Source organism: Ekhidna sp. (assembly GCF_965227465.1).
In the GTDB taxonomy this organism is placed as follows: Bacteria; Bacteroidota; Bacteroidia; order Cytophagales; family Cyclobacteriaceae; genus Ekhidna.
The window spans coordinates 580,909-606,540 of sequence record NZ_OZ245746.1 but is presented as its reverse complement, the minus strand read 5'-3'; the positions used below and the strand labels follow the sequence as shown (position 1 = coordinate 606,540).

Sequence of the window (25,632 nt, the reverse complement as noted above, 5' to 3'; positions counted from 1 at the left end):
AAATGCTGGATAGATATACCATAACCCTTCAACCAGACGAGTTGGCACTTGTTTTAGGAGCAGAAGTTCCCGATACGTATCAACCGCAGTTTAATGCTGCACCTACAAAGGTTTTACCGACCATTGTCAGCAGCGATGCGGATAAAATATCTTTCCTTAATTGGGGTTTAATGGCAATGTGGTCCAATAATAAGGCGATGAGCCCCAAGTTCTTCAACTTACCACTGGACTCGGTGTTGAATAAATCCAGCTATCGAAAAAAATTGTTAACCAACAGATGTGTAATTCCAATGGATGGTTTTTACCTCTGGAAACAGGTCGCCAAGAAGCAGCAGGTGCCTCACTATTTTTTTTATCCCGATAAAAAAATTTTTTCTGTGGCCGGATTATGGGAAGAAGGTGATGATGGAAGTCATTCCTTTATCATGATCACCCGACCTGCAAATAAGCAAATAGCTGATTTTCAAGACGATATGCCGGCTATACTGGATGCAGCATCCACCAGAAGCTGGCTCCAGTCAGAAAATGAGGAAGAGTTGCAAGAACTACTAAACAAGGAATCCTTGGAGGAATTTATATCGCACACAGTATCTCCTAAAATCAAAGATATTGATGGCAATGATGCTTTATTCATTAAACCAGCTCCAGCATCAGATCAGCACGGAAATTATACCCTATTCACGTAGTTAATTCCATTTATTTAAGTTGAGGAGCCAACTCTTAAGAAGCGAAATGTGTCAGGAATTCATTGGATTGTTTCTAATTTCGCATTAAACAATGCTATTTGATCTTCAAATGACAAACAGCTTTTTCGCAAAGTGTTTCAATAACCAATATGAGTAGCGACAATGATCTTTTGCTTTTCCAGCAAGTGAAGAGTGATGACTTCTCCGCTTATGAGGTCATATTTAAAAGATATTACAAGGAATTGTATCGATTTGCCTTTACTTATGTACGAGATGCCACCATTGCAGAGGAAATGGCTCAGGAAGTCTTCCTGTATATTTGGGAGAAGCGAGGAAACATTGAAATTCAAACGACTCTTAAGACCTATTTATACTCTGCGGTTAAGAACAAATGTCTTAACTACATCAAGCTTGAACTACCCAAACAGCAGTCAATGGCCGATGTTAGCGAAGTTTTGCTAAGTGTAAGCATGCCTAAAAAGGATGAGGGAGAGAATGAACGGTTGAAGAAATACATTCAAACAGCTGTTGATGCGCTACCAAAAAAATGCAGACGCATTTTCGTCCTTAGCAGAAATGCAGGGATGACCTATGAAGAGATTGCCGAAGAGCTGGATTTATCCAAGAAAACAGTAGAAAATCAAATGGGAATTGCGCTGAAAAAATTACGAGAATCACTCGATCATGTATATAAGCACTATAAGGAAAATATGAATTGAAAATAAAGTGAAAAAAATTAGGGGTTCATCCCCTGATTATTGACTGATATTTGAGATGGCGAACGACCTGAGAGCATATAACCACCTGAACAACAACGAAAAGCCTTCCGATAAGGGGGATGGTTTCGTTGAATTCTTATTTCAGCATTCAGAATTGAGTGCACCTGAAATAAATGAATCCAAAGCATGGGATGCTTTGAATCATAAAATTCATAATCCAAATAAAGCTTTTGCGTGGATGAAAATTGCTGCTGCTGTAGCGATTTTGGCACTACTTTCAGCAACCGTTTACCTATACGAACCGACAACTTCTCAAATTCATGTTGCATCAGCTTCTGAAAAAATGAGCATTACTTTTCCAGATGGTTCAACAGGCATTTTAAATGCTAACTCTACATTCACATATCCTGAAGAGTTTGGTGAGGAAAGAAATGTAGCATTCTCTGGAGAAGCTTATTTTGATATTAAAAAGAGCGATAAACCATTCATTATTGATGTAAATGGAGTCGACGTGACCGTTTTAGGCACTGCATTCAACCTCATAACCACAGATACGGAGGTTAAACTCTATGTGGACAGAGGACTTGTTGCATTCGAAAAAGAAGGCAAACAAACGAGGGTCCCGGCAGGCAATGAAGCTATCTTCAATAGAAAAAACGCTAGTGTGGAGTTAAAAGAAATTGCAGCAGCTAATATTATGAGCTGGAGAAATGGTGTATTTAATTTTAATAATACTCCGCTAAATCAAGCTTTGGAAGAACTCTCAGAATACTATGACGTAGAGTTTGAACTCGGTAATGAGAAGTTGAAAACATGTAAGATCTCAGTTACATTCAATAAACAGCCTCTGAAGGATGTCTTAACAACATTGAGCTCTATGCTTAATGTGAAAACTTCAACCTCTAACAAAACTGTAAAAATTTCGGGGCAAGGCTGTTAATTTCAGCCTAATTGATTCATTACTTTTGTGGGCGTGTTTCTCGCCCTCAAATCCAATATCAAAAAGATACTAATCGTATCAGCTGTATGCTGTGCGTTCCTTAGCACAGCACAGCAAAGTGCTCTGGATAGCAATCTGATTTTTCATGGTGAGCTTTTATTATTTGAATCACTTGACTCATTAAGATCCATTGGGATTCCCATCGCATACAGTAAAGACAAATTAACAAATCAGTCTCTCTCGATTAAGAAAGGACTAACGGTAAAAGAATTTCTGGATTTCATTCAAAATGAACTAATAGCTGACATTCAGTATGGTTCATCCCAAATAGTTGTTACACCTCATATTTCAAGAAATTATACCATTCATGGAGTGCTTAGAAATGCGGAATCCGGAGAACATATTATTGGAGCCTCAGTTCAGGTAACTGGTACAAGTTTTGGCGCTATCACAAATGGATATGGATATTACAGTATCACATTGAAAGAGGGCGAATACAATTTACAGTTTTCTCATATCAATTTTCAACAGAAGAAATCGGAGATTTCACTTTATCGAAATACCTTTTTAGAGGTAACCGTACTTCCTAAAATTACAGAGCTGGAAGAAGTAGAAGTATTATCTCTATCAGATGACATTAATTTAATTGAGAATATCCCCTCTATTAACCGAATATCAATCTCGGGTTCGGATGGGAATATCCCCTATTTACTTGGAGAAGTTGACGTAATCCAAAACGCTCTTCTTAAGCCTGGTATAAGAGCTATTGGTGAAGACGCTAGTGGTATACATGTGCGCGGTGGTGGCGTAGATCAAAACCTCACATTACTTGATGAGGCTATCATTTACAATCCCAGTCATTTCTATGGCTTCATTTCTGTTTTTAATCCTGAAGCTGTCAACAATGTCCGCATTATGAAAGGGTATATACCGCCCTCTTACGGGGGCCGAACATCATCCGTCATAGAGGTCAGGCAAAAAGAAGGAAACGCAAATAAAACGCGTTTTTCGGGAGGAATAGGAGTTGTTTCAGCACGAGCACTGCTCGAGGGGCCCATCACCAATGGGAAGAGTTCTTACCTTATTTCAGGACGGCAAAGTCTACTTAACCTTTCCACAGACGATTTTGCAAGTAATTCGGTTCTAAGAAATAGAATTCAATTTCAAGACCTGAATGTAAAACTTAATTTCAAGTACAGTAAATCGAGCACCTATTACTTGTCAGGATACCTTGGCAATGATCGAAATTTAGTGGGCCTAAACTCCACCAGAAATTGGGGTAATCGCATGTTGAATTTCAGGTGGAACTACCTTTTCACACCAAGGCTATTTTCAAACATTTCTGCTTTCGTTTCGGAATATAATTACAGGATAGAGAGTACCGAAGCTCCAGGTGCATTCGTAGGTAGGTCCAAAATTGCTGATTACAGCACAAAAATTAGCATGACATATGCCATAGACCCAAACAATGAGCTCACGTTTGGAATTAGTAACATTTATCATCGGTTACTTCCTGGAACACGTGAGCCTTTAGATCAAAATTCCAGTACGAATAGGGTGAAGCTAGAAAATGAGCAAGGCATGGAATCTGCAGCTCACATTGGTCATGAAACCAACATTGGCAAATTTTCTTTGCATTATGGTTTTCGTGCCAGTTCTTTATTGAAACTAGGCCCGGGAACCGTTTTTAAGTATGAGAATAATACTCCAACCGCTGATTCAACGATTATAGATACATTGAAATTCAATCAATATCAAATTGTAAATACAGATATAAATTTTGAACCCAGAGCATCGGTAAATTATCGACTTAATGACAAGACTTCAATAAAGGCATCCTTTTCTAGGACGGCCCAATATTTACATCTTATTTCAAATACCATCTCACCAGCACCCACAGATATTTGGAAGCTCAGCAATGAATATATTCCTCCTACTACAACCAATCAATATACATTAGGCCTTTATAAGAATCTGAAGGAAAATACGTGGGAGCTTTCTTCTGAGATTTATTACAAAGACATTGATAATAGCATCCAGTATAAAAATGGGGCAGATTTGGTGTTTAATGAAAATATTGAAACCGAACTCATCATTTCCGATGCAAGAGCATATGGGCTGGAATTGTACGCCAAAAAAAAATATGGGAAACTAAAAGGATGGATAAGTTATACTTTATCCCGTGCTGAAAGTAGAATATCAGAATTTGGTGATAACAGGTATATTGTTGAAAATCACGATAAGACACATGATTTCTCTACCTCCTGGAGTATGAACCTTGGCAAAAGGTGGAGTACATCCGCAAACTTTGTTTACAATTCCGGAATCCCGGTGACCTTGCCTACAGACAAATATGAGTTTGAGGGAAATCTTGTTCCTCATTTTCAGTTTAGGAATAACGCGAGGTTACCAGATTATCACAGACTTGATTTATCCCTCAAATGGGAAGGGACAGAGTTTAGGAAAAATGGGAATCGCAGAAAGAACAATGATTATTGGATCCTGACGATCTATAACGTTTATGCTCGAAAAAATGCGTATTCCTATTTCTTTAGGGAATCTCCTACAGATCCAGGAGTGGCACAGATAGTGAAATATTCCATTTTCGGTGCAATCATTCCATCTCTCACGTATAATTTTAGATTTTGAGGGCCCTACTTTTTATATCGTTAATCATTTTACTCGGTTGCGAGGAAGTAGTCATTGTTGATCTTCCTCAATCGCAGAACCTTATCGTCATTGAAGGCTGGGTTACTGATACTCTAGGTAACCATCCTATTCGAATTACACGTTCCAGACCATTTTCAGATCAAGAACAGATTGCACCAATTGATGATGCACAAGTCATTGTTCAATCACGTTCTGGACAAGTCTTTGCTTATTCTTATACCCCGAATGGGGTTTATGTTTCGGACTTTGAATATCAAGGAATTGCAAATTCTGAATATAGAATTATCGCACTGATAGATAGTTTAGAAATTAGGTCTGAATGGGATGAATTACCCGAGAAAGTTGAAGTAGGAAACATAAGGGTTGAGTCATTTGAAGAGAATGATCCGGATAATCCAAATCAACAAATCACTATTTACTATCCAAAACTAAACGCCATAGATCCTGAAGGTATCGCTAATTATTACAGATGGCTTTTCTTTAAAAATGATGAGGTATTTAATGAACCGGAACCAATCACCATTCAAAATGACAGACTTTTTGATGGGAATGTGATTCCAAACAATTTCCAATCATTTGGCTATGATGTTGGTGATGAAATGACGGTACAATTAATGACCATTTCTCGGGATGCTCACAACTACTTATCTCTACTTAAATCGCAAATAACAACGTTAGGCACTTCAGGAGGAACAACTCCGGCGATAGTAAATGGAAATTTGTTTTATGTTAATGATAATTCAACTCTGGTTCTTGGGTATTTCGGGACAGCTGCAATTAGCAAAAATTCCCTCATTGTAGAGTAAATACGTGTGAGTTTTTAGGGGTGGTCTAAACCTAATTTTACATAGTAGCATGAAAAAGAAAGTAGGCCTCATTTTAGCAACCTTGTTAATTACCATTTTAGGAGTCAAAGTCACTCAAAAAGCTCGTAAAGCTTCGTAGTACATTTTTTTAGGAAGAAAGTGAGAAATGGAAGGGACTAAAAAAAGCAAACGGAGCGCCCTCACCAAAGCAACTCCGTTCTAATTCAACCAGCTATGGATTGTCTTTGAATTTCTTTACTTCAAGGTTAGCTAAGTTTTTCCTAATAATTGTGGCTGATTCGTTCATACAAGCCAAATATTAGATAAACGTATCCTTATTACCGATTAACGATTTTTGATAGGAATATTCAATGATTTACCTGTCGAAACGAAGAATTTGGTGATCTATGATAGTATTCTTCTATGATAGTTTATCTGCCCCAGATGATAATTTAAATGCCCTAGAAGATGGTTAAGGAAGTATCGAACCGTCATGGAATAGCCAAATGGTTGTAAAGGGTATTCAAGCTCAAATGCACTATCCTCTACTGATTCAAAGTAATCATTAATCACAGTTTTAGTATCTGAGATTCGGTTCCTGAGATCTTCCACGGAAACCTTTCCTGCGAATTCAAACTCTCGATCTCTTTCGTATCCTGTTCCTCCAAGTTGAGCACCTATAAAGTGTTGAAGATTTCCGCATAAGTGCAAAAAAAGATTTCCTGCGGAGTTATTAATACCTTCAGGAGCTTGCCATAGCAGGTCTTCATTTGAATAATTTTCCAGCTCCTTTTCGAGCTTCTCCAGCTCTCTTAGAAACAACTTTTTAAATTCATCATTCATCATCACCTTCAATTTGAAATTGCATATTATAAAGGTCCTTAATTTTCTCCTGGAAAAAAGAAATTTGATCATTTCTTATTTCTGAAACTATTAAACAGGAGCTTTTAAAATCTCTTTTTTTGACCTGCAGCTCAAACTCAGTGATCAAACGTTCAGCCTGACTCATCATGTCATAATCAAACTTCATTATTAACTCACTGGTTTCAAAAATTTCGACTTTCCTGGCCTTAGAAAGTGCATCATCCGTTGCTGCTTTATACGCTTGAATTAAGCCCCCTACTCCAAGCTTTGTACCTCCAAAGTATCTAACAACCACGACCAATGTATTTGTAAGTTCAAAGGATCTGATTTGTCCAAGGATTGGATCGCCAGCCGAATGAGCCGGTTCACCGTCATCATTTGCTCTCCAATTCTGATTATCCATGCCTATCACCCAGGCAAAGCAATGATGTCTGGCATCATAATATTCTTTTCTTAGGTTATCTTGAATTTCCTTCACCTGTTCTTCAGATTCCACAGGAAAAGCAAAAGAGAGAAACTTACTCCCTTTCTCCTTAAATAATCCTTCTTTAGCTTCCTTGATAGTGTAATAAGTACTCAAAGTTTTGATAAAAGATTCTTTGCTTCTTCCTCAACCTGTTCGGTTTCTGCATAATTGAGAGCCAGGTCTAAAAACTCTTCAGCTTCTTCACCTCTTCCGGTTGTCACTAATATTCTTCCCAATCCCAAGTATCCAAAACTCTTGAAAAACTCGCCGTGACTAGGTAATTCCTGACCATATTTCAACCCCAATCGATAAGCATATTCTGCTTTCTCAGCATTTTTTACAATTTTCTCTTCGAAGTAACCGAGAAAGACGTATCCTGCAAGTTTGTAATAAGGACTTTCGTGAGTGATCAGCGAATAAATCACATCGATCGGGACAGATTTAAAATCTTCAGGGTTTGCCAAAGACTCTAAATATTTGGCTTTAGCGTAGTAGTTATTTGGATACATTTTACATAACGCTGAGAGGTATTGTTGTGCTAATTTCGGATTATACTCATATCTCAAATAGATATAACTCAGATATACATGGGCTTCTACTTTTGTTAGAAAAGATTCCTCACAAGCTCTTTTCAATTGTTCTAAACCTAATACCATATCTCCACTTCTAAAAAACCACAAAAATGGTTTATACACTGGATGCTTCTCTGGATATTTTTCTCTGAAGTAGTTGTAAAGCCCGGTTGTCAGCAAGAATTCAGGATACTCATCTACTATTTCAAATCCTTTTTTCATCAAACCATATGCTCTATTGGCCTCACCAACCGCTTTCATCATATAATCCTGATCAGCATAATACTCTGCAAGCAAACCATAAGAGGCCATTGCGAAGAATATCATTTCGGGATTTTCAAAATCCGGATCTTGCATACGAGCTAGTTCTACTGCCGAATCTAGTTGTAATTCCATGTTAAGAAATAATTCTTCCGGTATTATGGGGATATTTGCCCATAGGATAGTCATTGCGCGCATTAGCGGAATGACCGGATGATCCGGAATATATTTTTCTGCTTTTGAAATGTAGAATTCTGCAGAATCTGCTGCCGCATTGTATATGTGATCAGTTCCCTTCTTGACCAGATCCTGCACATGACTCTCCTCAAATACCTGCGAACTTATCGGTAATGAGAAAAGAAAAATTAAGATTATAAGTAGCGATTTTTTCAAAGTGAAATAATTAAGATTTTATTGTAAAAATCTAAGATGCAAGATAAGGTTCGATTATAGCTTTCAAAAGATGCTTTCGGTTTTAATTTTGTCATACATGTTATTAAATATCCATAACACATTTGAAGAGGTCCCGGACAATCTTTCTTTAGCCTATTTCCAAAAAGGCTATTTTCGATCACAATCATACTCCACATTTAAAAGTTATTGTTCCGAAGATTTTTTCATTCCTTTTGATATAACTCCGGAAAAGGCAATTAGTATACCAAGGAGTCCCTTTGGCTCTTTTTTTTGTCGAAGTAACGAAATAAAAGACGCCCAATATTTTATTGAAAGGGTGAAAGATGATTTAATAAAACATGGAGTAAATAACATTGAAATTATTCACCCGTCTTCGATTTACCACTCATTTATTTCCGGGGAAATCATTCAATCTACTGGTTTTAATATTGAATTTGAAGATATAAATCAACACATTGATTTAAGTGAGGACTGGGAAGAGTCAATCCATACCATGCAAAAACGTAAACTCGACGCATTGCAATCCGAAGGATTTGAGTTTCGAAAAATGGAAAAAAATGAATTCGAGACTGCTCACAAATTCCTATCCGTATGTAGGCAAGCACAGGGACTACAAATAAATATTAGTTGGGAACACCTGAATAATCTTATTATGGAGTTGCCAGATGCATACGAATGCTTTGGCGTATTTAGGGAAGATAAGATATCTGCACTTTGCATTACTGTAAATGTTACTACTGATATAGCCTACTATTACCTGCCAGCCACCAGTCCTATGTTCCGGGATAAAAGCCCAATGGTACTTTTGATTTCTGGCCTGGTCAGTTATTACAGAAGTAAGGGTTTTAAGCAACTTGACATGGGGGTGTCTTCTTTTCAGGGTAAACCTCAGGAAACATTGAGAATTTTTAAAGAAAGGATGGGTGCAAAAGAAACCGTCAAACCTACTTTTAAACTAGTCCTCTAAATAAAGCTTCGATTTGAGTAAGCCAGGCAGTCTGTCCAAATTTAGATTTTGCGTGAGTTCTGATTTTTTCAGGAGAAAAAGACTTATGGTTTTTTATCATTAGCTCAATTTTTTCCCTTAAATCCTCAACATCTAAATTTTCACACAGGTAACCAGTCTCATTGGTTACTATATCTTCAGGTCCTCCACATTTTGTTGCTACCACTGGTTTACCGCAAAGCATTGCCTCAACCTGAACCAAACCAAAAGTCTCATGCCTGCTAGAGAGCACAAAAAAATCACAATTTTGCATTTCCTGGAGCGTCTGATTTTTATCAAGTAATCCAAGCCAAACTACTTTATCGGTCAACTTTAATTGCTTGGAGAGTGCCTGATATTTCGTCTTCATATCTCCATCTCCCCCAATTCGTAATTCAAATGGTGTTTCAATTTTTGAGACTGCTTTCAATAACAAATCGAAACCTTTTTGTTCCACAACTCTACCTAGGGCAAGCATTTGCACTTTTTTAGCATCTACTGTTTGGCCTGGCACAAAAAAATCAGCATCCACAGGGAGCGGAACAACCGCTGTGTTGCTAAACCCAAATTCAAATAGCCTCTTTTCTAAGGCACTGCAAGAGCAAAGCAGCAAATCCGCTTGTTTTAATGGCTCTTCAACAATCTTCTTTATGCTTCCATTTCGCGACAAAAACTCATCAAAAGGAAATGGACTCATATAAATTGTAACTGTATACGGAATAGAAAATTTCTTAGAAATTCTTTTAGCTACTATGGATGCTGGATATGAGGCGTGCGCACAGATAATGTCTGGCTTACCAAATTTTTGTATGTGCTTCTCCAAGTTGTTTAGATTCGCCTCGATTATACCTTCGATATTTCCTTTTCTAAACCTTCTGGTCCAGGTGAAAGCCGGAGAGAAATATTCAGCCAAATTTGGTTGTAGCATGTTCACCTTTTCTGAATGAGTGTCAAAGAGTTTTACTAACGATGCAGGCGATAACGCTGGCAGCATTAAATCATCCACCCCTTGCCCCCAAAGGCTCACTCCTACCTGAAATTCAGGTTTTTCTCTGGCTATCAGACGTGCCTGTTCCTGAGTAAATATGCCGTATATCGGATTGGATTCAGAAGGATACCAGGATGGAATAATGAAAATATTCATTGAGCTAGCTTAAGTCGTAATTGATAGATCTGAATAGTCATCAATTTTAAATTTCGTAAGTATTCTGCCGATTCTTTTGATCTGATCAGGATTTAGTTCTTTTTTCCACGATAAAAGCTGCTCTTTATTCTGAAAATCAGATTTATCAGTACTTACTGAGGGTTGATGAAAACGATCCCAAATGGTTGAAGGAATGGGGTTATTGACATAACTAAATATTCTCTTAATTTCAACATCAGGATTTCTAACCAGATCTTCATAAGAAATAATCAACCAGTTTTTCTTGCTCGATTTACCGGAGACTGCCAGGTAATTAATGCACCAAATAGCTGCTAGAATTTCTTCCGGATGTTTGATTTGGTCAAGATCTATAACCTCTGTTAGGTATTCAGAATACCTAAACTTGGGTATTTCAAAGCTTTTCTGATTAAGTATTCGCTCGAAAGAATGGTGCCTCATCTGTGAGGCTACAACAGCATATGGATTACGTACCAATACTATGGGTAGAAAGTCAAATCTTTTTACAAGCCAGGGGAGAAGGAGATTGCCATAACAAAATTTAAAAAGTACATTTTTGGAAGTAGGAATACTCCTCAAATCGGTCTCTTCAAATAAATAAGGATTGGTGATTTTTAAGCTGAAAAGGTTTCTGAAAAAATCGTGCGCCTCTTCAAATTCCTCATTAGGCGGTATGGGTTGATAATAATAAAATTCAAGCTTGTCAAGCTGTTTAATTTTCCCATGTCCTGTCGCAGGCATCTTCCCATCCAATGCTAAAAAACCTCTATACAATGGTTCATCCACTTTTATGGTATTGGGAATTTCACAAATCAGTTCTGATAGCCATGTTGACCCTGATCTGGGAAGTGAGAATATAGCGATTGTATTGCTCTTTTGAGGATAATGCTTGCCTTTCACTTTTAAGACTATCCATAGTCTTATTTTTCGGATCAAATACAAACAATAGCTTTTCAATGCATTCAAAATTTCAAACACGAATTTATTGGTAAAAAGCTTCTGAGATATGATATTGCCCGAATGAATCAATTGCCATTGGTTTCTGTCATTTGTTTGAGCCACAACCAACTTGCATATATAAAGCAGGCAATCGCGTCAGTGATGAAGCAGTCTTACCCAAACATTGAACTGATACTGGTAGATGATGGAAGTTCTGACGGCAGTAAGGACTGGATTCACTCATTTATCAATAATAAAAATATTCAGTACATCGATATCCCTCAACCCATTGGAAATTGTTCTGCCTTTAACAAAGGATTTAGAAAGTCGGCAGGCAAATACATCATCGACCTGGCTGCTGATGACATATTACTCCCGGAGCGCATTCTAAAAGGTATAAATTCATTCCTCAAATCATCAGAAGCCGGAGTAACATACTGTGATGTAATGAACATTGATGAGAATGGAGTAGAATTAGGAACGCATTTTAATAGAAATCACAGAGGGGATTTAGCTAAAAAAGTACCAGAGGGTGATGTATACGCCGAACTTATAAAACACTACTTCATTTCGCCTCCGAGTATGATGATTAAACGTGAAGTTTTAGTCGAACTCGAAGGGTATGATGAGTCACTTAGTTATGAAGATTTTGATTTTTGGATCCGGTCTTCCAGAAATTGGAATTATGCTTTTACTGATGAGGTTTTAGTGAAAAAAAGAAAAGTAGCTGGTTCTTTATCAGAAGCGCAGTTTACCTATCGATCAATGCACCAGGCCTCTACATTGAAGGTCTGTCAAAAAATTAAAGAGCTGAATCGCACCCGTGAGGAAAACTCAGCTCTTCGAAAAAGATGTTTTTATGAGATCAAGCAATGCATAAAACAAGGTAATTGGAGCTTAATTACTGGTTTCTTAAAACTCATTTAGCTATTCATACTTTAGTGTTTTTGCAGGATTCATCGCAGCTACTTTTAACACTCGAGCACTTACCGTGATTAGTGAGCAGATCACAACCACAGCTAATGAAATAACAATAACAAACCACGGGAAATCTATTCGATAGGCGTAATTATCCAACCAACTGCTCATTCCAAAAAAGACGATCGGCACTCCAATAATAGTTGCGATCCCAATCAACAATAAAAACTCACGATAAAATAATCCTACTATGTGTGGTGCTGAAGCTCCGAGCACTTTTCTTACACCTACCTCTTTGGTTCGCTGTGATGCTATGAAAGAAATCAGGCCAAATAATCCCAGTACGGCTACCAGCAAGGCAAAACCTGAAAACACGCTAAAAACAGCTCCGAACCGTCGATCTTCCCTGTACAAATGATCAAAGCGATCGTCAATAAAGGAGTACTCCAAAGTTGCTGTAGGAAACATCTCACCCCATACTTCATCAATCCTCTCTAAACCTGTAGCAACATTTTTTGGAGACAGTTTAACAAGGGAATTAATTTGCACTCTATCGAAAAAATAACAAGTAGGTTCTGTTGACTTTTTCAAGGTTGTCCTATTCGCATCCTTTATGACACCAATAATAGTATACTTATCACCTTCAGGATCACGACCGAACTGGATTTTTTCGTTCAATACATTTTGATCCGCAAGGTTAAATCGATCCAGGAATGCTTGATTTACAATTACGGCGGTGGTATCATCCAGCAAGTTGTCTTTGATAAAGTTTCTTCCATCAATAAATGAGATATCAAGCAATTCAAAATATTGATCATCAACAATTTGAATATAGGTGGTTGCCTCTAAGCGATCTGTCAACCCGATAATTTTCACCCCACCACTAGTAGACCAAATCTCATCACTTTCTCCACCGGGAATGATGCTTGATGAAGCAACACTTATAATACTGGATTCTTGTAGCAGTCGATCCTTAAATACACCCATCGTTTCTTCATACTTATCATCATCTCCTGGCATTGTTTCAGGGTTACTAAAAGCAACCACTTGCTCCGTATTCATTCCTTTGTCCATGCTTTTCATGTAACCAACCTGACTAATTACGATGAGTGTACATGCGATCAACACAATGGATGTAGCAAACTGCAAAACAACCAGGCCCTTACGTAAACCAACACCACCTTTAGAGTTTCTGAACTTGCCTTTTAATACGGAGATAATTTTAAAGTTTGAGAGAAAAATAGCTGGATAAAAGCCCGAAATTACCGTTCCAACAATGGTAAATAATCCTAGTAACTTTAAGAACGTGAGCTCTTTCCATACCCCTATCAAAATCGGTGTATCAACAAGCGAATTAAATGCTGGTGCTACTACCTGAGCAATGATTAGTGCTACGAATGCACCTATCACATTTATCAGGAAAGCCTCAACCAAAAACTGTATTCTTAGTTGCTTTTTACCAGCACCAATAACTTTTCTCAACCCAACTTCTTTTGCCCTGTCTACCGCCTTTGCAGTGGAAAGGTTTACATAATTCACCCATGCGATCACGAGTATAAAAATGGAGATGATCTCCAAAAAATTAATCGCATCCCTACTTCCTGATTCTTCAATTTCAAATGTCATACTTGAATTAAGATGTATTTCCTGTACTGGCTGGAGATTGAAAAACAATGAACTTTCCTCGTTTAAATATTTATTTTTTATTGGGATCAGTTTTTCTTCCAGCATCGCGATATCTGTACCTTCATCGATTCTTAGATACGTGTAGTAATTAAAAGAATTCCAACTCTCACGCTCCAAAACGTCTTTTATTGAAGCAATAGAGATAAGTATGTCGAATTTAAAATGAGTATTTAGTGGAATATCTCTGATCACCCCTGTAACTTTAAAATCTTCATCAAAACTTGAATAAAGATGAAGTGTCTTTCCCACTGGTTCCTCATTTCCAAAATAAAATCGTGCCTTGGATTCAGTTAAAACAATAGAATTAGGTTCTTCCAGCATGGTTTTCGGATCGCCAGAGATGACATTATATCCAAAAAAGTCAATAAAATATTCATCAGTCATTTTAACAGACTCTTCGTTAATCAATGACTCATCTTTCCTGATAGTTTGACTTCCAATGTTATAAGTTAGTGTGTGTGCATTAACCTCAGGAATCTCCTCGGTGATAATTTTACCCGAAGGGTTAAAAGACATAGCATCACGTGTGCCTAATTGTCCGTCAACTATCTGATCTGTAGTAAGCCGGAAGATATTCTCAGGATTTCTGTGAAATGAATCATAACTGCGTTCAAATCGAATATATTGATTGATCAATAAGAATGCAGCTAAACCTACCGCTACTCCAATCACATTGATAACTGTGTAGCCTTTGTGTTTCATTAGGTTTCGGAAGCTGATTTTGAAGTAATTCCTAAACATATCTAAGTCCTTTATAATTGAGTTTTTGAGTATTGGTCTGAGCAGAGAAATGCGAAATAGAAGCATCACATCCAATAGATATCTTAGCTGTACAAACCGAGATCCATTTTCTCGATGATCTTGATATAGTTCCTCAAGATCTCCCTTGATGTCTGGATAAAAATCCGGATGACAAAACCATTTAAATAATTGATCTGCGGCTCGCTTTATCATTATTCGTATTTGAGCGTTTTAGCCGGGTCAAGTTTGGCGACTTTCAATGTCTGATACCCTACTGTGATAAGGGAAAAGACAAGAACAATGAGCAAGGATATTCCTAGCAAAATCCACGGAAAGCTAATTCGGTAGGCGTAGTTATCTAGCCATCCATTCATCAGGAAATAAACTACGGGAAATCCAATCAAGGAAGAAAGTGCTACTAACGTAAAAAAGTCCTTGTAAAACAGAAAAATAATTTGGCCTTCGGATGCTCCCAACACCTTTCGGACACCTATCTCCTTTGACTTTTGTATCGACATAAATGATGCGAGTCCATACAAGCCTAAAACAGCAATAAAAACAGCCAGTATTGCAAATATCATAAAGGTATCACCAAAGCTTCTGTCTTGTTTATAAAGCATAGCAAATCGATCATCGAGAAACGAATAATTCAATGGTGCATCAGCATAGAACTCTTCCCATGTTGACTTAATATTATCTAGTCCAGCTTGGTAATCACTAGAACTTAACTCAATAACCAGATCGTCTGCATTGAACCATGGGAAATAAAGACTAGGCTCTACCTGCTCCTTTAGGGTAGTTCTATTGAAGTCCTTTACCACTCCAATTAGGGTATATTTTGTATTTGTATCCCTTGTTCCAAACTGGAGTTTTTCACCAATTACTGATTCAAAATCAGGAATATTAAGTCTCCTTAGAAATGCTTCATTGGCCATCACAGCAAGTGTGTCAGACTTCATTTCCTCATTAAAATTTCTACCTGCGACAAGCTCCATATCTACAGCGTCCAGAAATCCCTCATCATTGTATTGGACGTAGGTGGTTCCTTCCGTAGGTTCAGTATCACCAGCGAACCTTACCACAGTTGTTGTTGAATTAATGTCCGCTACATCACCGCCCGGTAAGTTTGAAGCTCCACCCACTGATTCGATCGAAGAATGATTGGCTAATGCTTCCTTAAAAGCTCTTAGTTTATTTTGGTCTGCTTCATATTCTTCCTCGGTCTCCGCGTCTGATTCAGGAACCGTGACATTAACAACATGATCCACAGAAATACCAATATCCTTGCCTTGCATGTAGTTCACTTGCTGGTAAATGGTAAACGTAGAAGCTATTAATATAAGTGAGGCTGCAAACTGAGTGATTACAAGTCCCTTTCTAAGTGCAACTCCCTTTTTAGAATTTTGAAATTTACCTTTCAAAATACTGATATGTTTGAAGTTAGAAAGCACCAGTGCAGGGTAAAAACCAGAAGCAAATGTTCCAATAAATACGAACGCTGCTATAGACAGCAAGAAAGGCATTTGATTCCATACACTATCCAACACCTCCCTACCGACAAGTTGATTGAAATACGGTAAAGCCATCTCTGAAAGACCCAATGCAATTAATGCGCTTATCAGATTTACAATAAATGCCTCGCACAGAAATTGAATAATCAACTGTTTTCTGATAGCTCCAATTACTTTTCGTAATCCAACTTCCTTGGCCCTTTCCACGGCCCTTGCGGTAGATAAATTGATGTAATTCACCCAGGCTATTACCAAAATAAAGAGCGAAATAACAATCAAAAAATCAACTGCTTTTTCACTTCCATGGATTTGTGGCTCATAGGTAAAATCAGATTTTAAATGAATTTCTCTAACCGGATGCACATCAATTCGTGTTCCATTGGTTTCCCAGCTTTCATCATTATCCAGATTATTTATATCCCCATTTACCACATCATTGGCCTTGGCTTCCAGTAAATCGAGGTTTACAGCTTGATCAGACTTGATATATACGTAGTAGTTGTTCCAGTCCCAATTATTGTAGTCATGACCATCTGTCAATGTCTTATCCGAAATCAGCATCTCAAAAGAGTAGTGTGTATTGTCCGGTATGTCCTGAAGAATGCCCGTAACTTTCAATGATGCTTTGTATGGAGAAACAACCTCTAGCGTTTTACCCATCGCATCAGCATCTCCAAAGTACGCGCGTGCTCTACTTTGCGTCAATACAACTGAAAGAGGTTCTGATAACATACTTTCAATATCTCCCTCCAAGGCTGGATAATTAAACATTTTCAGGAAGTTCGGATCGGCTGAAATTACCAGGCGCTCTTTGAAAGATTTATCGCCATTTTTAACCAAAAGGAAATCAAACTTTTTTGAAACCGTATGCTGAACAATCTCCGGCAGAGATTCTTCAAGTTTTTTTCCAATCGGATAGGCAGACATGGCATCTTTGTCAGTATCCATCCCATTCTGAACTTGTACATATGAGACCCGATAGATATTGTCCGAATCTGGGTGAAAAGCATCATAGCTTTTCTCAAATTTTATGTATTCATACATTAACAGGAAACTCGCAAGTCCTATAGCTAATCCTATCACATTGATTGTTGTGAACATCTTGTGTCTTGCAAGATTTCTAACACTGACTTTAAAATAATTCCTAAACATACCTGTGTCCTTTATGATTGAGTCTTTGAGTATTGGTCTGAGCAGAGAAATGCGAAAAAGAAGCATAACGTCCAGAAAATATCTTAGCTGAGGAAATCGATTGCTGCCTTCCAATTGATCGCTATACAGTTCTTCCAAGTCGCCCTTGATATCTGGATAGAAGTCCGGGTGGCAATACCACTTAAAAAGTCGATCAGCTAGCCTCTTTACCATTTTACCGTATTGAGACTTTTAGCTCGTTGAGACTCATTTTTCCTTGAATTTTCCCACTAAATGAATCATCAAAAAAGTCGCCTATGGCAGTACAATGACGTGTTATGTAAACGACTCTGTACGAGCCTCTTTGTATATTGAATGTAGCAGCCAGATTTCCATATTTTTTATGAAGTTCTACGTCCAGGGCCTTTTCGTTTAAAAGCGTCATTTCTGAGCGAAGTGCAAGATGAATATCTTCCTTCTTTCCTTTTATCAATCCATCATCGAGTAATTGATTGACAAATGTTTTTCTTAGTTTCTTAAGATCAACGTTTTCAAAATCTTTGGTGTCAGTTTCTTGTGCATTCAACCCATTTGTCATCAGAATAATGAAGACAAGTACGATGATTGATTTTATTCTGTTATTCATAATTAGTCGATTTTATAGTCCTTATAAACTTATTTTCAAATCAAGTGCAACCTCAGGAATGGCATTCCAAAGCTGAATTCTTACATCCTGTGAATACTTCAAAGCTTCTTTACCGTAAGCAGTAATAGTAAAGAATCGCTTAGGCTTACCTCCTCTTTTTTGATTGGCTTCACCTTGCCTGCTATCGAGATATCCCTTCTTTTCCATTCTTCTCAAGGCAGACTGCAAGGCTCCTACACTCACTTTACGCTTGAGTCTTTTTTCAATTTCTTCTTTGATAGCTACGCCATATGCTTCGTTAAAAAGTACACCCACGGTCAGCAGTACTATTTCTTCAAATTCTCCTAGTTGATATTTTTTCATAAGGTCAATTTCCTAAATGTAGTATTCGTAAAGTAAAGCAAAAAGTTTCACAAATCTCCTAAATGTAGTATTGATATAAATAATAAAAGCCGGAAACCGGCTTTTCAATGACTTTAGGGTAATTTATTTACTCCCAAATACCCGCTCGATAATTGCACTCCCCCAGGCAAAAGGATCGTCTCGAATCTTTTTTTCTTCTTCACCCACCAAATGAAAAAGCCCGTCAATTGCTTTGTTTGTAGCGTATTCATCGATGCTATTGGGGAGGTTAATGTTAAGCACGTCGTTTGGACTCACTGTAGATAATCCAAGTCCAGTAGGATCATATTCAAAATTTAAAAAACCTACCACATCCGTATAAATCTGAATGGCCCCAGTACCGTCAAGCGCTGTTTTTACATCGGGGTTAAATGCGTTGAAGAGCGCAACATTAGTTTCATCATAAAAATAATCTGTTGCGGCAGTATTATTTCCATCAAGGATGCCTCTGGCATCATCAAAGCTCATATTGGTAATTGCATTTCCAAAAATAGGTAGGGCTTTGTCTGCAGCATTTTCAGCCCCTCTATTCATGGCAGTTGTTAGTTCATCAAACAAATCATTTCCATTATTTTCTAATGCTATGTAAGCATCATATACGACAGAAAGTGGAACAATCCCTCCAATACTCTCGGTTTGTATTTTACTCTGCAGATCCTTTACTTCATCCGGTAGTAAAATCTTAATTATTTCGTTTTGTAAATAGCCGCCTTGGTCAGACGCATTGTCTACAGAGGTATTCAGGCCTATGCTAAGCGCCTCTTTCAATCCCTGAATAATCTCAGCCTCTGTTAGAGGTAAGGTACCCACCGCGTCATCTAAGAGGTCACAAGAGGCTAAAGTTGCTGTAGCTGCCAATGCTACTAATAAGATTATGTTTTTTATTCTTTTCATATTAATCATATAGCTAATTCAATAAAAGTTACCTCAAAAGCAAATCAACAAGAAAGTTAAGGATTTTACCCAACCATTCAGATCAAACGCTTGTTATATCATTGACTACTTGCAGAAGTAGTATAAGGTTGGTTGTGTGATGGGTCGCTCATTTTTGAGCGACCCTTTTTATTTTCTCTCGTCTTGATTTTTTAGAATAGAAAGGTAGCTTTGATACCTAAGCTCCGAAATATCTTTACCAATAGCATCTCTAACAACACATCCAGGCTCATTCGTATGCAAACAATTGTGAAATTTGCATTGACCCAGATAGTTTCTCATCTCTGGAAAATAATGCGACAATTCATCTTCTTCAATATCAGACAAGCCCAATTCCTTAATACCCGGTGTATCAATAATTGCTGACTTGTCATCCAGGTAAAAAAGCTCTGCGAATGTCGTCGTATGAACGCCTTTATTTGCAAAATCAGAGACTTCATTTACCTCCTGACTTGCTTCAGGTATCAGCTGATTAATTAGCGTTGACTTTCCAGCACCGCTATGGCCAGACAATAAGCTGGTTTTATTTTCAAATAAAGAACGGACATTCTCAGATACTCCTTCTTCAAAATGGCATAACGCAACTGTATATCCTATTTTTTGATATACACCTTTGAGTTCATCAAATTTATTGAGTTCTTTAGTTGAATAGATATCTTCTTTATTAAAGAGAATCACGCCTGGAATCCGGAAACTTTCCAGGGCTATTAGAAAGCGGTCCACAAACCCCATGGAAGTTCTTGGACGCTTTAGGGTTACAATTAAAACACCTTGATCAATATTGCTTGCTATTAGGTGATCGTGTCCTTTTTTGCGGGTACTCGTCCTGACGACATAATTATCACGATCATAAATTTTGGTGATGACCCATTCATTATTGACCTGCTCATTGGGAGTAACTTCAACCCAATCACCTACGGCTAGAGGGTTGGTTAACTTTTTGTCATCAAGCTTAAACTTTCCCCTAAGCCTGGCAACCAATCGCTTTTGGTTAGCCATCACTTCATACCACAGGCCAGTTGATTTTATTACTAAAGCTCTCAAGTTATCTTGATTTTTTAATCGCTGTAAAGTACGAATTTGTCACTTATATCAACAAAAAAAGGCTGACCATAAATGATCAGCCTTATTGTTAAATTATTTAATCTTCAATTAGCAGAAAGGTATTCTGCTACTCCTTCTCTTGTAGCGTTCATCGCTGTTTTTCCTTCCTCCCAATTTGCAGGACAAACTTCTCCATGCTTTTCAACATGCTGCCAAGCATCAACAATTCGTAACATTTCATCTATGTTTCTTCCCAATGGAAGATCGTTGATTGTTTCATGTCTTACAACACCATCTTTATCAATAAAGAAAGTACCTCTGAATGCAACTGGTGCACCGTCAAATTCAAGGTTTCCTTCTTCGTCATACGACCAATCACCTGCTAATACTCCAAAATTAGAAGCCACTGTTTTAGATGGATCTGCTATCAAAGGGTATGTCACACCGGAAATCCCACCTTTATCTTTATCTGTCATCAACCATGCAAGGTGTGTTTCTTCAGTATCACAAGATGCACCTACTACGGCCACTCCTCTTTTCTCAAATTCTTCAAGCTTTTCTTGAAATGCATGAATCTCAGTTGGGCATACGAAGGTGAAATCTTTCGGGTAGAAGAAGAACATTACTTCTTTCTTTCCGATATACTGATCAAGAGAGAAATTCTCTACAATCTCTTCACCATTTATAACTGCTGGTGCATTTACAATAGGGGCTTTTTTTCCTACTAACGACATTTTTTACGTTTTTTTTTAAGTGTTAAAAGTTTAAATTATTACTACATCTGAATCAGGATCAATTCGTTCACCGTTTACCTGAAGCTTTATTTCATTTATCTTGAAATTCCTTATTCTTTTCTTTCGGAAGAACTCATTTATCAATCCATATAGCTCTTCGTCATAAAAATCCTGAATTCTATTAGTCTTTACGCAATAGATATGACCATGAGGACTCATGTTTGCATCATATCTTTTCGATCCGGAGCGAACTGAGACTCTTTGGATGAGTCCGGCATCAACCAATACATCCAACACACGATACACGCTTCCTAAAGAGATGGAAGGGTTATTTTCCTTTACCGTCTCGTGGATATGCTCAGCAGTTGGATGATTGTCAGATACCATTAGCTCTTTAAGCACAACAATCCGAGGATGTGTGGCTTTAAGACCAACCTCGCTCAACCGCTCTTTTATTTGACTAATTACTTCCATTTAGGAATTTTTACTAATTGCGAAGTTAGGTCAATTAGATGATTACGCAAAGGATTTCGACCAAATACTCAAAATACCCTTATCTACGGATAAGAATTGTGATAAAATCTTGGTTAATTGCAGTATAAACGAATGATTTACCTTATTTAAATCAAACTCAACAACTATGAAAAACCTTATAACTAAGATTTTGACCCTAACCCTGGTTGGTTTTTTTGCAATCAACCACAATGCTAATTCACAAGAATTTGGCGAAATATTTAAAGGCGGACCAGAGGATGCTAATACCTATCTTCAGAATTATACTAAACCAATTATGCTGTCTTTCAATAATGGACTAGGTAGTGGTTGGTATAATACAGCTAAACCTCACAAACTCTTTGGTTTCGACCTTACGGCAACAGTAAACATTGCAAATATCCCTCAGAGTGAAAGAAAATTCACATTTAATCCAAGTGAGTATCAAAATTTAAGGATTGAATCTGGATCAGACATTTTACCTACTGCAGTTGGAGGGGATTCAGAAACTCAGTTAGTAATACCAGCAAGTACTTCAATTGGCGGTGGAGTTACTTATGAAAATGATGTTCGGTTTCAAGCCCCTCCAGGATTTGATGCTGAAGGTTTACCAATTGTAGGCTTTCCAGTACCTGCAGTTCAGCTAGGAATTGGCCTGCCTAAGAATACAGAATTAAAAATCAGATATGCAAGTGATTTTGGGGCACTAGAAGATGACGGAAGTTTTAATCTTCTCGGTTTTGGTGTGATGCATGATTTAAAGCAATGGGTTCCTGGATTGAAGCAAATGCCAATTGATGTTTCTGGTTTCATGGGATATTCAAGCTTAAAAGCCGAATTTCCAATTGCAGAAGGAAATGCTGCCTCCGAATTTGAGGCCGACGGCCTTGCAGAATTGAAAGCTTCATCATTAACTATCCAAGGTGTTATTTCTAAGAAAATTGCAATCATCACACCATATCTAGGAATTGGATATAATATTGCCAGCAGCTCACTAAAGGTTAATGGTGATTTTACATACCGTGACTCTGGTGGAGAAGTTACGTTTACAGATCCTGTTGATGCTAAATTCACAGGAGGTAGCTCCCCAAGAATTAATGCAGGTTTGAGACTTAAGTTATTAATCCTTACTATCCACGCCGAGTATGCCATTCAGAAATACAACACCTTCACAGCCGGTGTTGGACTTAGCATTCGATAGCCTTTCAGAACCGTATAAAAAAAGAAAAGTCCCGTCAAAAACGGGACTTTCTTTTTTACTTGTCAAACAGGTGTATGAATAAATTTGTGTTATGCATTAGGTATATACTACCCAGTGCAAAAAAGTAACCCCCCTATTATGATAAAAGTTTTATTTGTTTGCTTAGGTAACATTTGTAGATCGCCACTTGCAGAAGCTATTTTTAAGAAAAAGCTTGAAATTGAGCAATTAGGGGAGAAAATATCATGTGACTCTGCCGGAACGGCCAACTATCATGTTGGGGAAAATCCTGATCCTCGAACGGTAGAAATAGCAGAAAAACATGGGATACCCGTAAACCATAAAGGACAACAATTCAAAAAACACCACTCAGAAGAATTTGATTACCTATTTGCTATGGATGGCTCGAACTATAAAAATATGGTATCGGAAATTGGCAATAACCCTGACAAGCTTATCTTAATGAGAAATTTTGATCCTTTTGGAAAAGGTGAAGATGTTCCTGATCCCTGGTATGGAGGGATAAACGGGTTTGAAAATGTCTATCAAATACTGGATCGATCGTTAGACAAATTTCTTGAACATTTGAAAGAAAAGCATGATTTATGAATGACTTTATCCCAAAAGTCATTGAAAAACATCTTTCACCTGCATTAGTAACTTCATTTAAATCCATTGCTGGTGGATGCATTAATGATACCCTTAAAGTATCAACCACAGAAGGACCATATTTTCTAAAATGGAATAGATCGTCGCTCTATGAAATGTTTAGGACTGAAAGTACAGGCTTAAATCTACTTGATGAGCTATCGCCGATTTCATCTCCACACGTCTTTGGCTTAGGCAAAATCGATGATAAATCTTATCTCCTCACAAATTGGATTGAAAAAGGGACTCCAGAAAGTGGTTTTTGGGAGAATTTTGGAAAGTCTCTCGCCATTCAACACAAAGAATCTGCTCGTTTATTTGGTTTGGATCATAATAACTTCATTGGAAGTCTGAAGCAATGCAACAGACAACACACTAAATGGACTGATTTTTTTATAAATGAGAGACTGGCCCCTCAAATAAATCTTGCCAGATCTTCCAATCTAATCGAGAGTAGCATTCAGTCTAAGTTTGACAAGCTGTTTCAAAAACTCGAAAATCTCATCCCAACTGAAAAACCCTCATTTCTACATGGAGACCTTTGGAGCGGGAATTTCATGATCTCCGATACAGGTAAAGCTGCTATTTATGATCCAGCGGTACATTATGGTCATCGGGAAACAGAACTGGCTTTCACTCATCTATTTGGAGGGTTTTCTCCCGATTTTTATAAATACTATAACGAAGAGTATCCAATAGAGCCGGGGTTTGATGATAGAATTGAAATACACAACTTATACCCGCTTCTCGTTCACGTAAACTTATTTGGCAACTCTTATTTAACGGGGGTTATTCAGACACTTAATCGTTTTACCTAGCGATAGAGCACCTGATAATTATTTGAAGTCTTCTGTTCCATTATGACGGTCCTGTTCCAGGGAAGCTTATTAAATGAGTCTGGTGTATAGTTCTTTATGGTCGCCAAATTCAATGGGCTCTCGAATGAGAGGATAAAATCTCTATTAAGCAACTCTTTGATTCGTTTGGACTTAAACTCCTTATTATCAATACAAAACGAGAAGGTCAAAGCAGAATTTTGCATCAGGTTGATTTTAATATTCAATAAATCCAGAACCTGAAGTATTAGCCCTAATTTTTTCTCATCCATAAAACTGTGATCTTTAACCTGAGCCGTTACCAGCAATTGATTGCCCTTAAAAACAAAGCAAGGGATCATTTTAGTTGTATTATCAGTAGCTATCGTAGTTCCGATCCTGTTCCTATCTAAAAAGGATCTGACAATTAATGGAATACTCTTTTGGGCAATAGGTTTGAGTGTTTTGGGGTGGATAACTTGAGCTCCATAATAGGTCATCTCTGTTACTTCTCGATAACTCAATTGCTCATATTGCTCCGCCTCCGCTAATATCCTTGGATCTGCATTTAATATACCGGGTACATCCTTCCAAACTGTAAAGCCATCCGCGTTTAGGCAATATGCCAGTATCGCTCCAGTATAATCAGACCCTTCTCTCCCAAGTGTTGTGGAATTCCCTTCTACATCAGATCCAATAAAGCCCTGAGTAACCACAATTGATGCTTCAACAACCGGTTTCAAAATAGTATTCACCTGCTTTTCTGTCACCACCCAGTCTACATTTGCTTCTGTGAAATATTGATCCGTCCGAATAACGGAACGGGCATCAAACCATTGACATGTAGTTTTTTTAGCTAAATATGCTTCAATTATGGATGTGGACATTAGCTCCCCGAAAGGCACTACCTTATCGTATGCCAGCATATCGTCACATTCATTGAGCCCTACCAGTGTAGTTTGAAGCTGTTCTTCAAACTTCATATACTTTTCGGGCAATTCACCAAGAAGATCCCTCGCAATTTTGTGATGATATTGTTTTAGTTCGCTTAAGGTCTCATTGTAATCTTCACCTTTATGCGCTTGTTTAACTAATTCTTCAAGTTTGTTAGTCGTTTTACCCATAGCAGAGACAATCACCACTAATTTTTGCGACCCAAAGCCCGTTACAATCTCCGCAAGGTTTTTTACTCCTGTGGCATCTTTTACAGAAGCACCACCAAACTTGAAAATCTGCATTATGCAAA

24 protein-coding genes are annotated in these 25,632 nt (G+C 37.7%); 10 read left to right on the top strand and 14 right to left on the bottom strand.

The annotated features are described in order from the left end of the window. The first annotated feature begins 2 nt into the window (after positions 1 to 2). The 5 genes from ACO05G_RS02815 (at position 3) to ACO05G_RS02795 (ending at position 5,821) form a co-directional block, all read left to right on the top strand. Positions 3 to 686 (top strand): SOS response-associated peptidase, encoded by a 684-nt coding sequence (locus ACO05G_RS02815; RefSeq protein WP_421764591.1) that lies wholly within the window; start codon positions 3 to 5, stop codon positions 684 to 686. Positions 687 to 835: 149 nt separating this feature from the next. Continuing rightward, positions 836 to 1,405, top strand: coding sequence for an RNA polymerase sigma-70 factor (locus tag ACO05G_RS02810; RefSeq protein ID WP_348284857.1), 570 nt, complete (start codon positions 836 to 838; stop codon positions 1,403 to 1,405). Positions 1,406 to 1,460: 55 nt separating this feature from the next. Then, positions 1,461 to 2,345 (top strand): FecR family protein, encoded by an 885-nt coding sequence (locus tag ACO05G_RS02805; protein WP_421764590.1) that lies wholly within the window; start codon positions 1,461 to 1,463, stop codon positions 2,343 to 2,345. 27 nt (positions 2,346 to 2,372) lie between these two features. Further along, positions 2,373 to 4,994, top strand: coding sequence for a TonB-dependent receptor (locus tag ACO05G_RS02800; RefSeq protein ID WP_421764589.1), 2,622 nt, complete (start codon positions 2,373 to 2,375; stop codon positions 4,992 to 4,994). Continuing rightward, positions 4,991 to 5,821 (top strand): DUF4249 domain-containing protein, encoded by an 831-nt coding sequence (locus tag ACO05G_RS02795; protein ID WP_421764588.1) that lies wholly within the window; start codon positions 4,991 to 4,993, stop codon positions 5,819 to 5,821. The genes ACO05G_RS02800 and ACO05G_RS02795 overlap by 4 nt, the downstream gene beginning before the upstream one ends. 405 nt (positions 5,822 to 6,226) lie before the next feature. Here ACO05G_RS02795 and ACO05G_RS02790 read toward each other — a convergent pair whose 3' ends face one another. Genes ACO05G_RS02790 through ACO05G_RS02780 form a run of 3 tightly spaced genes read right to left on the bottom strand, consistent with a single transcriptional unit; the run spans position 6,227 to position 8,377 of the window. Then, positions 6,227 to 6,667, bottom strand: a complete 441-nt coding sequence (locus ACO05G_RS02790; protein ID WP_421764587.1) for a DinB family protein — start codon at positions 6,665 to 6,667, stop codon at positions 6,227 to 6,229. Continuing rightward, the gene (locus ACO05G_RS02785; RefSeq protein WP_421764586.1) at positions 6,657 to 7,265 is read right to left on the bottom strand and encodes an IMPACT family protein; all 609 of its coding nucleotides are present in this window, start codon (positions 7,263 to 7,265) and stop codon (positions 6,657 to 6,659) included. The genes ACO05G_RS02790 and ACO05G_RS02785 overlap by 11 nt, the downstream gene beginning before the upstream one ends. Beyond that, positions 7,262 to 8,377: a hypothetical protein gene (locus ACO05G_RS02780; RefSeq protein ID WP_421764585.1), complete on the bottom strand. Its 1,116-nt coding sequence runs from the start codon at positions 8,375 to 8,377 to the stop codon at positions 7,262 to 7,264. Before ACO05G_RS02780 ends, ACO05G_RS02785 begins: the two co-directional genes overlap by 4 nt. A 97-nt stretch (positions 8,378 to 8,474) precedes the next feature. Here ACO05G_RS02780 and ACO05G_RS02775 point away from each other — a divergent pair, with 97 nt between their 5' ends. Further along, positions 8,475 to 9,365: a GNAT family N-acetyltransferase gene (locus ACO05G_RS02775; RefSeq protein ID WP_421764584.1), complete on the top strand. Its 891-nt coding sequence runs from the start codon at positions 8,475 to 8,477 to the stop codon at positions 9,363 to 9,365. On the opposite strand, the gene ACO05G_RS02770 is transcribed toward ACO05G_RS02775, so the two are convergent. Next, on the bottom strand, positions 9,349 to 10,527 hold the full coding sequence (locus ACO05G_RS02770) for a glycosyltransferase (protein WP_421764583.1): 1,179 nt from the start codon (positions 10,525 to 10,527) through the stop codon (positions 9,349 to 9,351). The genes ACO05G_RS02775 and ACO05G_RS02770 overlap by 17 nt on opposite strands. Before the next feature lie 9 nt (positions 10,528 to 10,536). After that, the gene (locus ACO05G_RS02765) at positions 10,537 to 11,607 is read right to left on the bottom strand and encodes a sulfotransferase domain-containing protein (protein ID WP_421764582.1); all 1,071 of its coding nucleotides are present in this window, start codon (positions 11,605 to 11,607) and stop codon (positions 10,537 to 10,539) included. A gap of 39 nt (positions 11,608 to 11,646) precedes the next feature. Between ACO05G_RS02765 and ACO05G_RS02760 the strand changes: the two genes are divergently transcribed. Next, positions 11,647 to 12,411, top strand: a complete 765-nt coding sequence (locus tag ACO05G_RS02760; RefSeq protein WP_421764581.1) for a glycosyltransferase — start codon at positions 11,647 to 11,649, stop codon at positions 12,409 to 12,411. Here the strand turns inward: ACO05G_RS02760 and ACO05G_RS02755 are convergent, their stop codons facing one another. From ACO05G_RS02755 to ACO05G_RS02720, 8 genes are all read right to left on the bottom strand, one after another. After that, positions 12,412 to 15,042 carry an ABC transporter permease gene (locus ACO05G_RS02755; protein WP_421764580.1) on the bottom strand — a complete coding sequence of 877 codons (2,631 nt, stop codon included), beginning with the start codon at positions 15,040 to 15,042 and terminating at the stop codon, positions 12,412 to 12,414. Further along, a complete protein-coding gene (locus ACO05G_RS02750; protein ID WP_421764579.1) occupies positions 15,042 to 17,705 on the bottom strand; it encodes an ABC transporter permease in 2,664 nt (887 codons plus the stop codon). Before ACO05G_RS02750 ends, ACO05G_RS02755 begins: the two co-directional genes overlap by 1 nt. Before the next feature lies 1 nt (position 17,706). Continuing rightward, positions 17,707 to 18,117, bottom strand: a complete 411-nt coding sequence (locus tag ACO05G_RS02745) for a hypothetical protein (RefSeq protein ID WP_421764578.1) — start codon at positions 18,115 to 18,117, stop codon at positions 17,707 to 17,709. 21 nt (positions 18,118 to 18,138) lie between these two features. Next, on the bottom strand, positions 18,139 to 18,480 hold the full coding sequence (locus tag ACO05G_RS02740) for a PadR family transcriptional regulator (RefSeq protein ID WP_348284871.1): 342 nt from the start codon (positions 18,478 to 18,480) through the stop codon (positions 18,139 to 18,141). 123 nt (positions 18,481 to 18,603) lie between these two features. Beyond that, positions 18,604 to 19,413, bottom strand: a complete 810-nt coding sequence (locus ACO05G_RS02735) for a DUF4197 domain-containing protein (protein ID WP_421764577.1) — start codon at positions 19,411 to 19,413, stop codon at positions 18,604 to 18,606. A 168-nt stretch (positions 19,414 to 19,581) separates the two neighbouring features. Then, positions 19,582 to 20,496, bottom strand: a complete 915-nt coding sequence (rsgA, locus tag ACO05G_RS02730) for a ribosome small subunit-dependent GTPase A (protein WP_421764576.1) — start codon at positions 20,494 to 20,496, stop codon at positions 19,582 to 19,584. 104 nt (positions 20,497 to 20,600) lie between these two features. Then, positions 20,601 to 21,230, bottom strand: a complete 630-nt coding sequence (locus ACO05G_RS02725) for a peroxiredoxin (protein WP_348284874.1) — start codon at positions 21,228 to 21,230, stop codon at positions 20,601 to 20,603. A 30-nt stretch (positions 21,231 to 21,260) separates the two neighbouring features. Then, a complete protein-coding gene (locus ACO05G_RS02720) occupies positions 21,261 to 21,704 on the bottom strand; it encodes a Fur family transcriptional regulator (protein WP_421764575.1) in 444 nt (147 codons plus the stop codon). A 166-nt stretch (positions 21,705 to 21,870) separates the two neighbouring features. Here ACO05G_RS02720 and ACO05G_RS02715 point away from each other — a divergent pair, with 166 nt between their 5' ends. From ACO05G_RS02715 to ACO05G_RS02705, 3 genes are all read left to right on the top strand, one after another. Beyond that, positions 21,871 to 22,923, top strand: coding sequence for a DUF6588 family protein (locus tag ACO05G_RS02715; RefSeq protein WP_421764574.1), 1,053 nt, complete (start codon positions 21,871 to 21,873; stop codon positions 22,921 to 22,923). A 138-nt stretch (positions 22,924 to 23,061) separates the two neighbouring features. Next, positions 23,062 to 23,532 (top strand): low molecular weight protein-tyrosine-phosphatase, encoded by a 471-nt coding sequence (locus tag ACO05G_RS02710; RefSeq protein WP_421764573.1) that lies wholly within the window; start codon positions 23,062 to 23,064, stop codon positions 23,530 to 23,532. Continuing rightward, positions 23,529 to 24,389 (top strand): fructosamine kinase family protein, encoded by an 861-nt coding sequence (locus ACO05G_RS02705; RefSeq protein ID WP_421764572.1) that lies wholly within the window; start codon positions 23,529 to 23,531, stop codon positions 24,387 to 24,389. Before ACO05G_RS02710 ends, ACO05G_RS02705 begins: the two co-directional genes overlap by 4 nt. On the opposite strand, the gene ACO05G_RS02700 is transcribed toward ACO05G_RS02705, so the two are convergent. Then, positions 24,386 to 25,624 (bottom strand): aspartate kinase, encoded by a 1,239-nt coding sequence (locus ACO05G_RS02700; protein WP_421764571.1) that lies wholly within the window; start codon positions 25,622 to 25,624, stop codon positions 24,386 to 24,388. The two genes, ACO05G_RS02705 and ACO05G_RS02700, sit on opposite strands and share 4 nt — an antisense overlap. Positions 25,625 to 25,632: the final 8 nt, after the last annotated feature.

Bases quoted from the DNA above. Each gene is read 5' to 3' on its own strand.
- ACO05G_RS02815 (WP_421764591.1), top strand. From the start codon at position 3: ATGCTGGATAGATATACCATAACCCTTCAACCAGACGAGTTGGCACTT.
- ACO05G_RS02810 (WP_348284857.1), top strand. From the start codon at position 836: ATGAGTAGCGACAATGATCTTTTGCTTTTCCAGCAAGTGAAGAGTGAT.
- ACO05G_RS02805 (WP_421764590.1), top strand. From the start codon at position 1,461: ATGGCGAACGACCTGAGAGCATATAACCACCTGAACAACAACGAAAAG.
- ACO05G_RS02790 (WP_421764587.1), bottom strand. From the start codon at position 6,667: ATGATGAATGATGAATTTAAAAAGTTGTTTCTAAGAGAGCTGGAGAAG.
- ACO05G_RS02775 (WP_421764584.1), top strand. From the start codon at position 8,475: ATGTTATTAAATATCCATAACACATTTGAAGAGGTCCCGGACAATCTT.
- ACO05G_RS02770 (WP_421764583.1), bottom strand. From the start codon at position 10,527: ATGAATATTTTCATTATTCCATCCTGGTATCCTTCTGAATCCAATCCG.
- ACO05G_RS02760 (WP_421764581.1), top strand. From the start codon at position 11,647: ATGAAGCAGTCTTACCCAAACATTGAACTGATACTGGTAGATGATGGA.
- ACO05G_RS02755 (WP_421764580.1), bottom strand. From the start codon at position 15,042: ATGATAAAGCGAGCCGCAGATCAATTATTTAAATGGTTTTGTCATCCG.
- ACO05G_RS02750 (WP_421764579.1), bottom strand. From the start codon at position 17,705: ATGGTAAAGAGGCTAGCTGATCGACTTTTTAAGTGGTATTGCCACCCG.
- ACO05G_RS02745 (WP_421764578.1), bottom strand. From the start codon at position 18,117: ATGAATAACAGAATAAAATCAATCATCGTACTTGTCTTCATTATTCTG.
- ACO05G_RS02740 (WP_348284871.1), bottom strand. From the start codon at position 18,480: ATGAAAAAATATCAACTAGGAGAATTTGAAGAAATAGTACTGCTGACC.
- ACO05G_RS02735 (WP_421764577.1), bottom strand. From the start codon at position 19,413: ATGAAAAGAATAAAAAACATAATCTTATTAGTAGCATTGGCAGCTACA.
- ACO05G_RS02725 (WP_348284874.1), bottom strand. From the start codon at position 21,230: ATGTCGTTAGTAGGAAAAAAAGCCCCTATTGTAAATGCACCAGCAGTT.
- ACO05G_RS02720 (WP_421764575.1), bottom strand. From the start codon at position 21,704: ATGGAAGTAATTAGTCAAATAAAAGAGCGGTTGAGCGAGGTTGGTCTT.
- ACO05G_RS02715 (WP_421764574.1), top strand. From the start codon at position 21,871: ATGAAAAACCTTATAACTAAGATTTTGACCCTAACCCTGGTTGGTTTT.
- ACO05G_RS02710 (WP_421764573.1), top strand. From the start codon at position 23,062: ATGATAAAAGTTTTATTTGTTTGCTTAGGTAACATTTGTAGATCGCCA.
- ACO05G_RS02705 (WP_421764572.1), top strand. From the start codon at position 23,529: ATGAATGACTTTATCCCAAAAGTCATTGAAAAACATCTTTCACCTGCA.
- ACO05G_RS02700 (WP_421764571.1), bottom strand. From the start codon at position 25,624: ATGCAGATTTTCAAGTTTGGTGGTGCTTCTGTAAAAGATGCCACAGGA.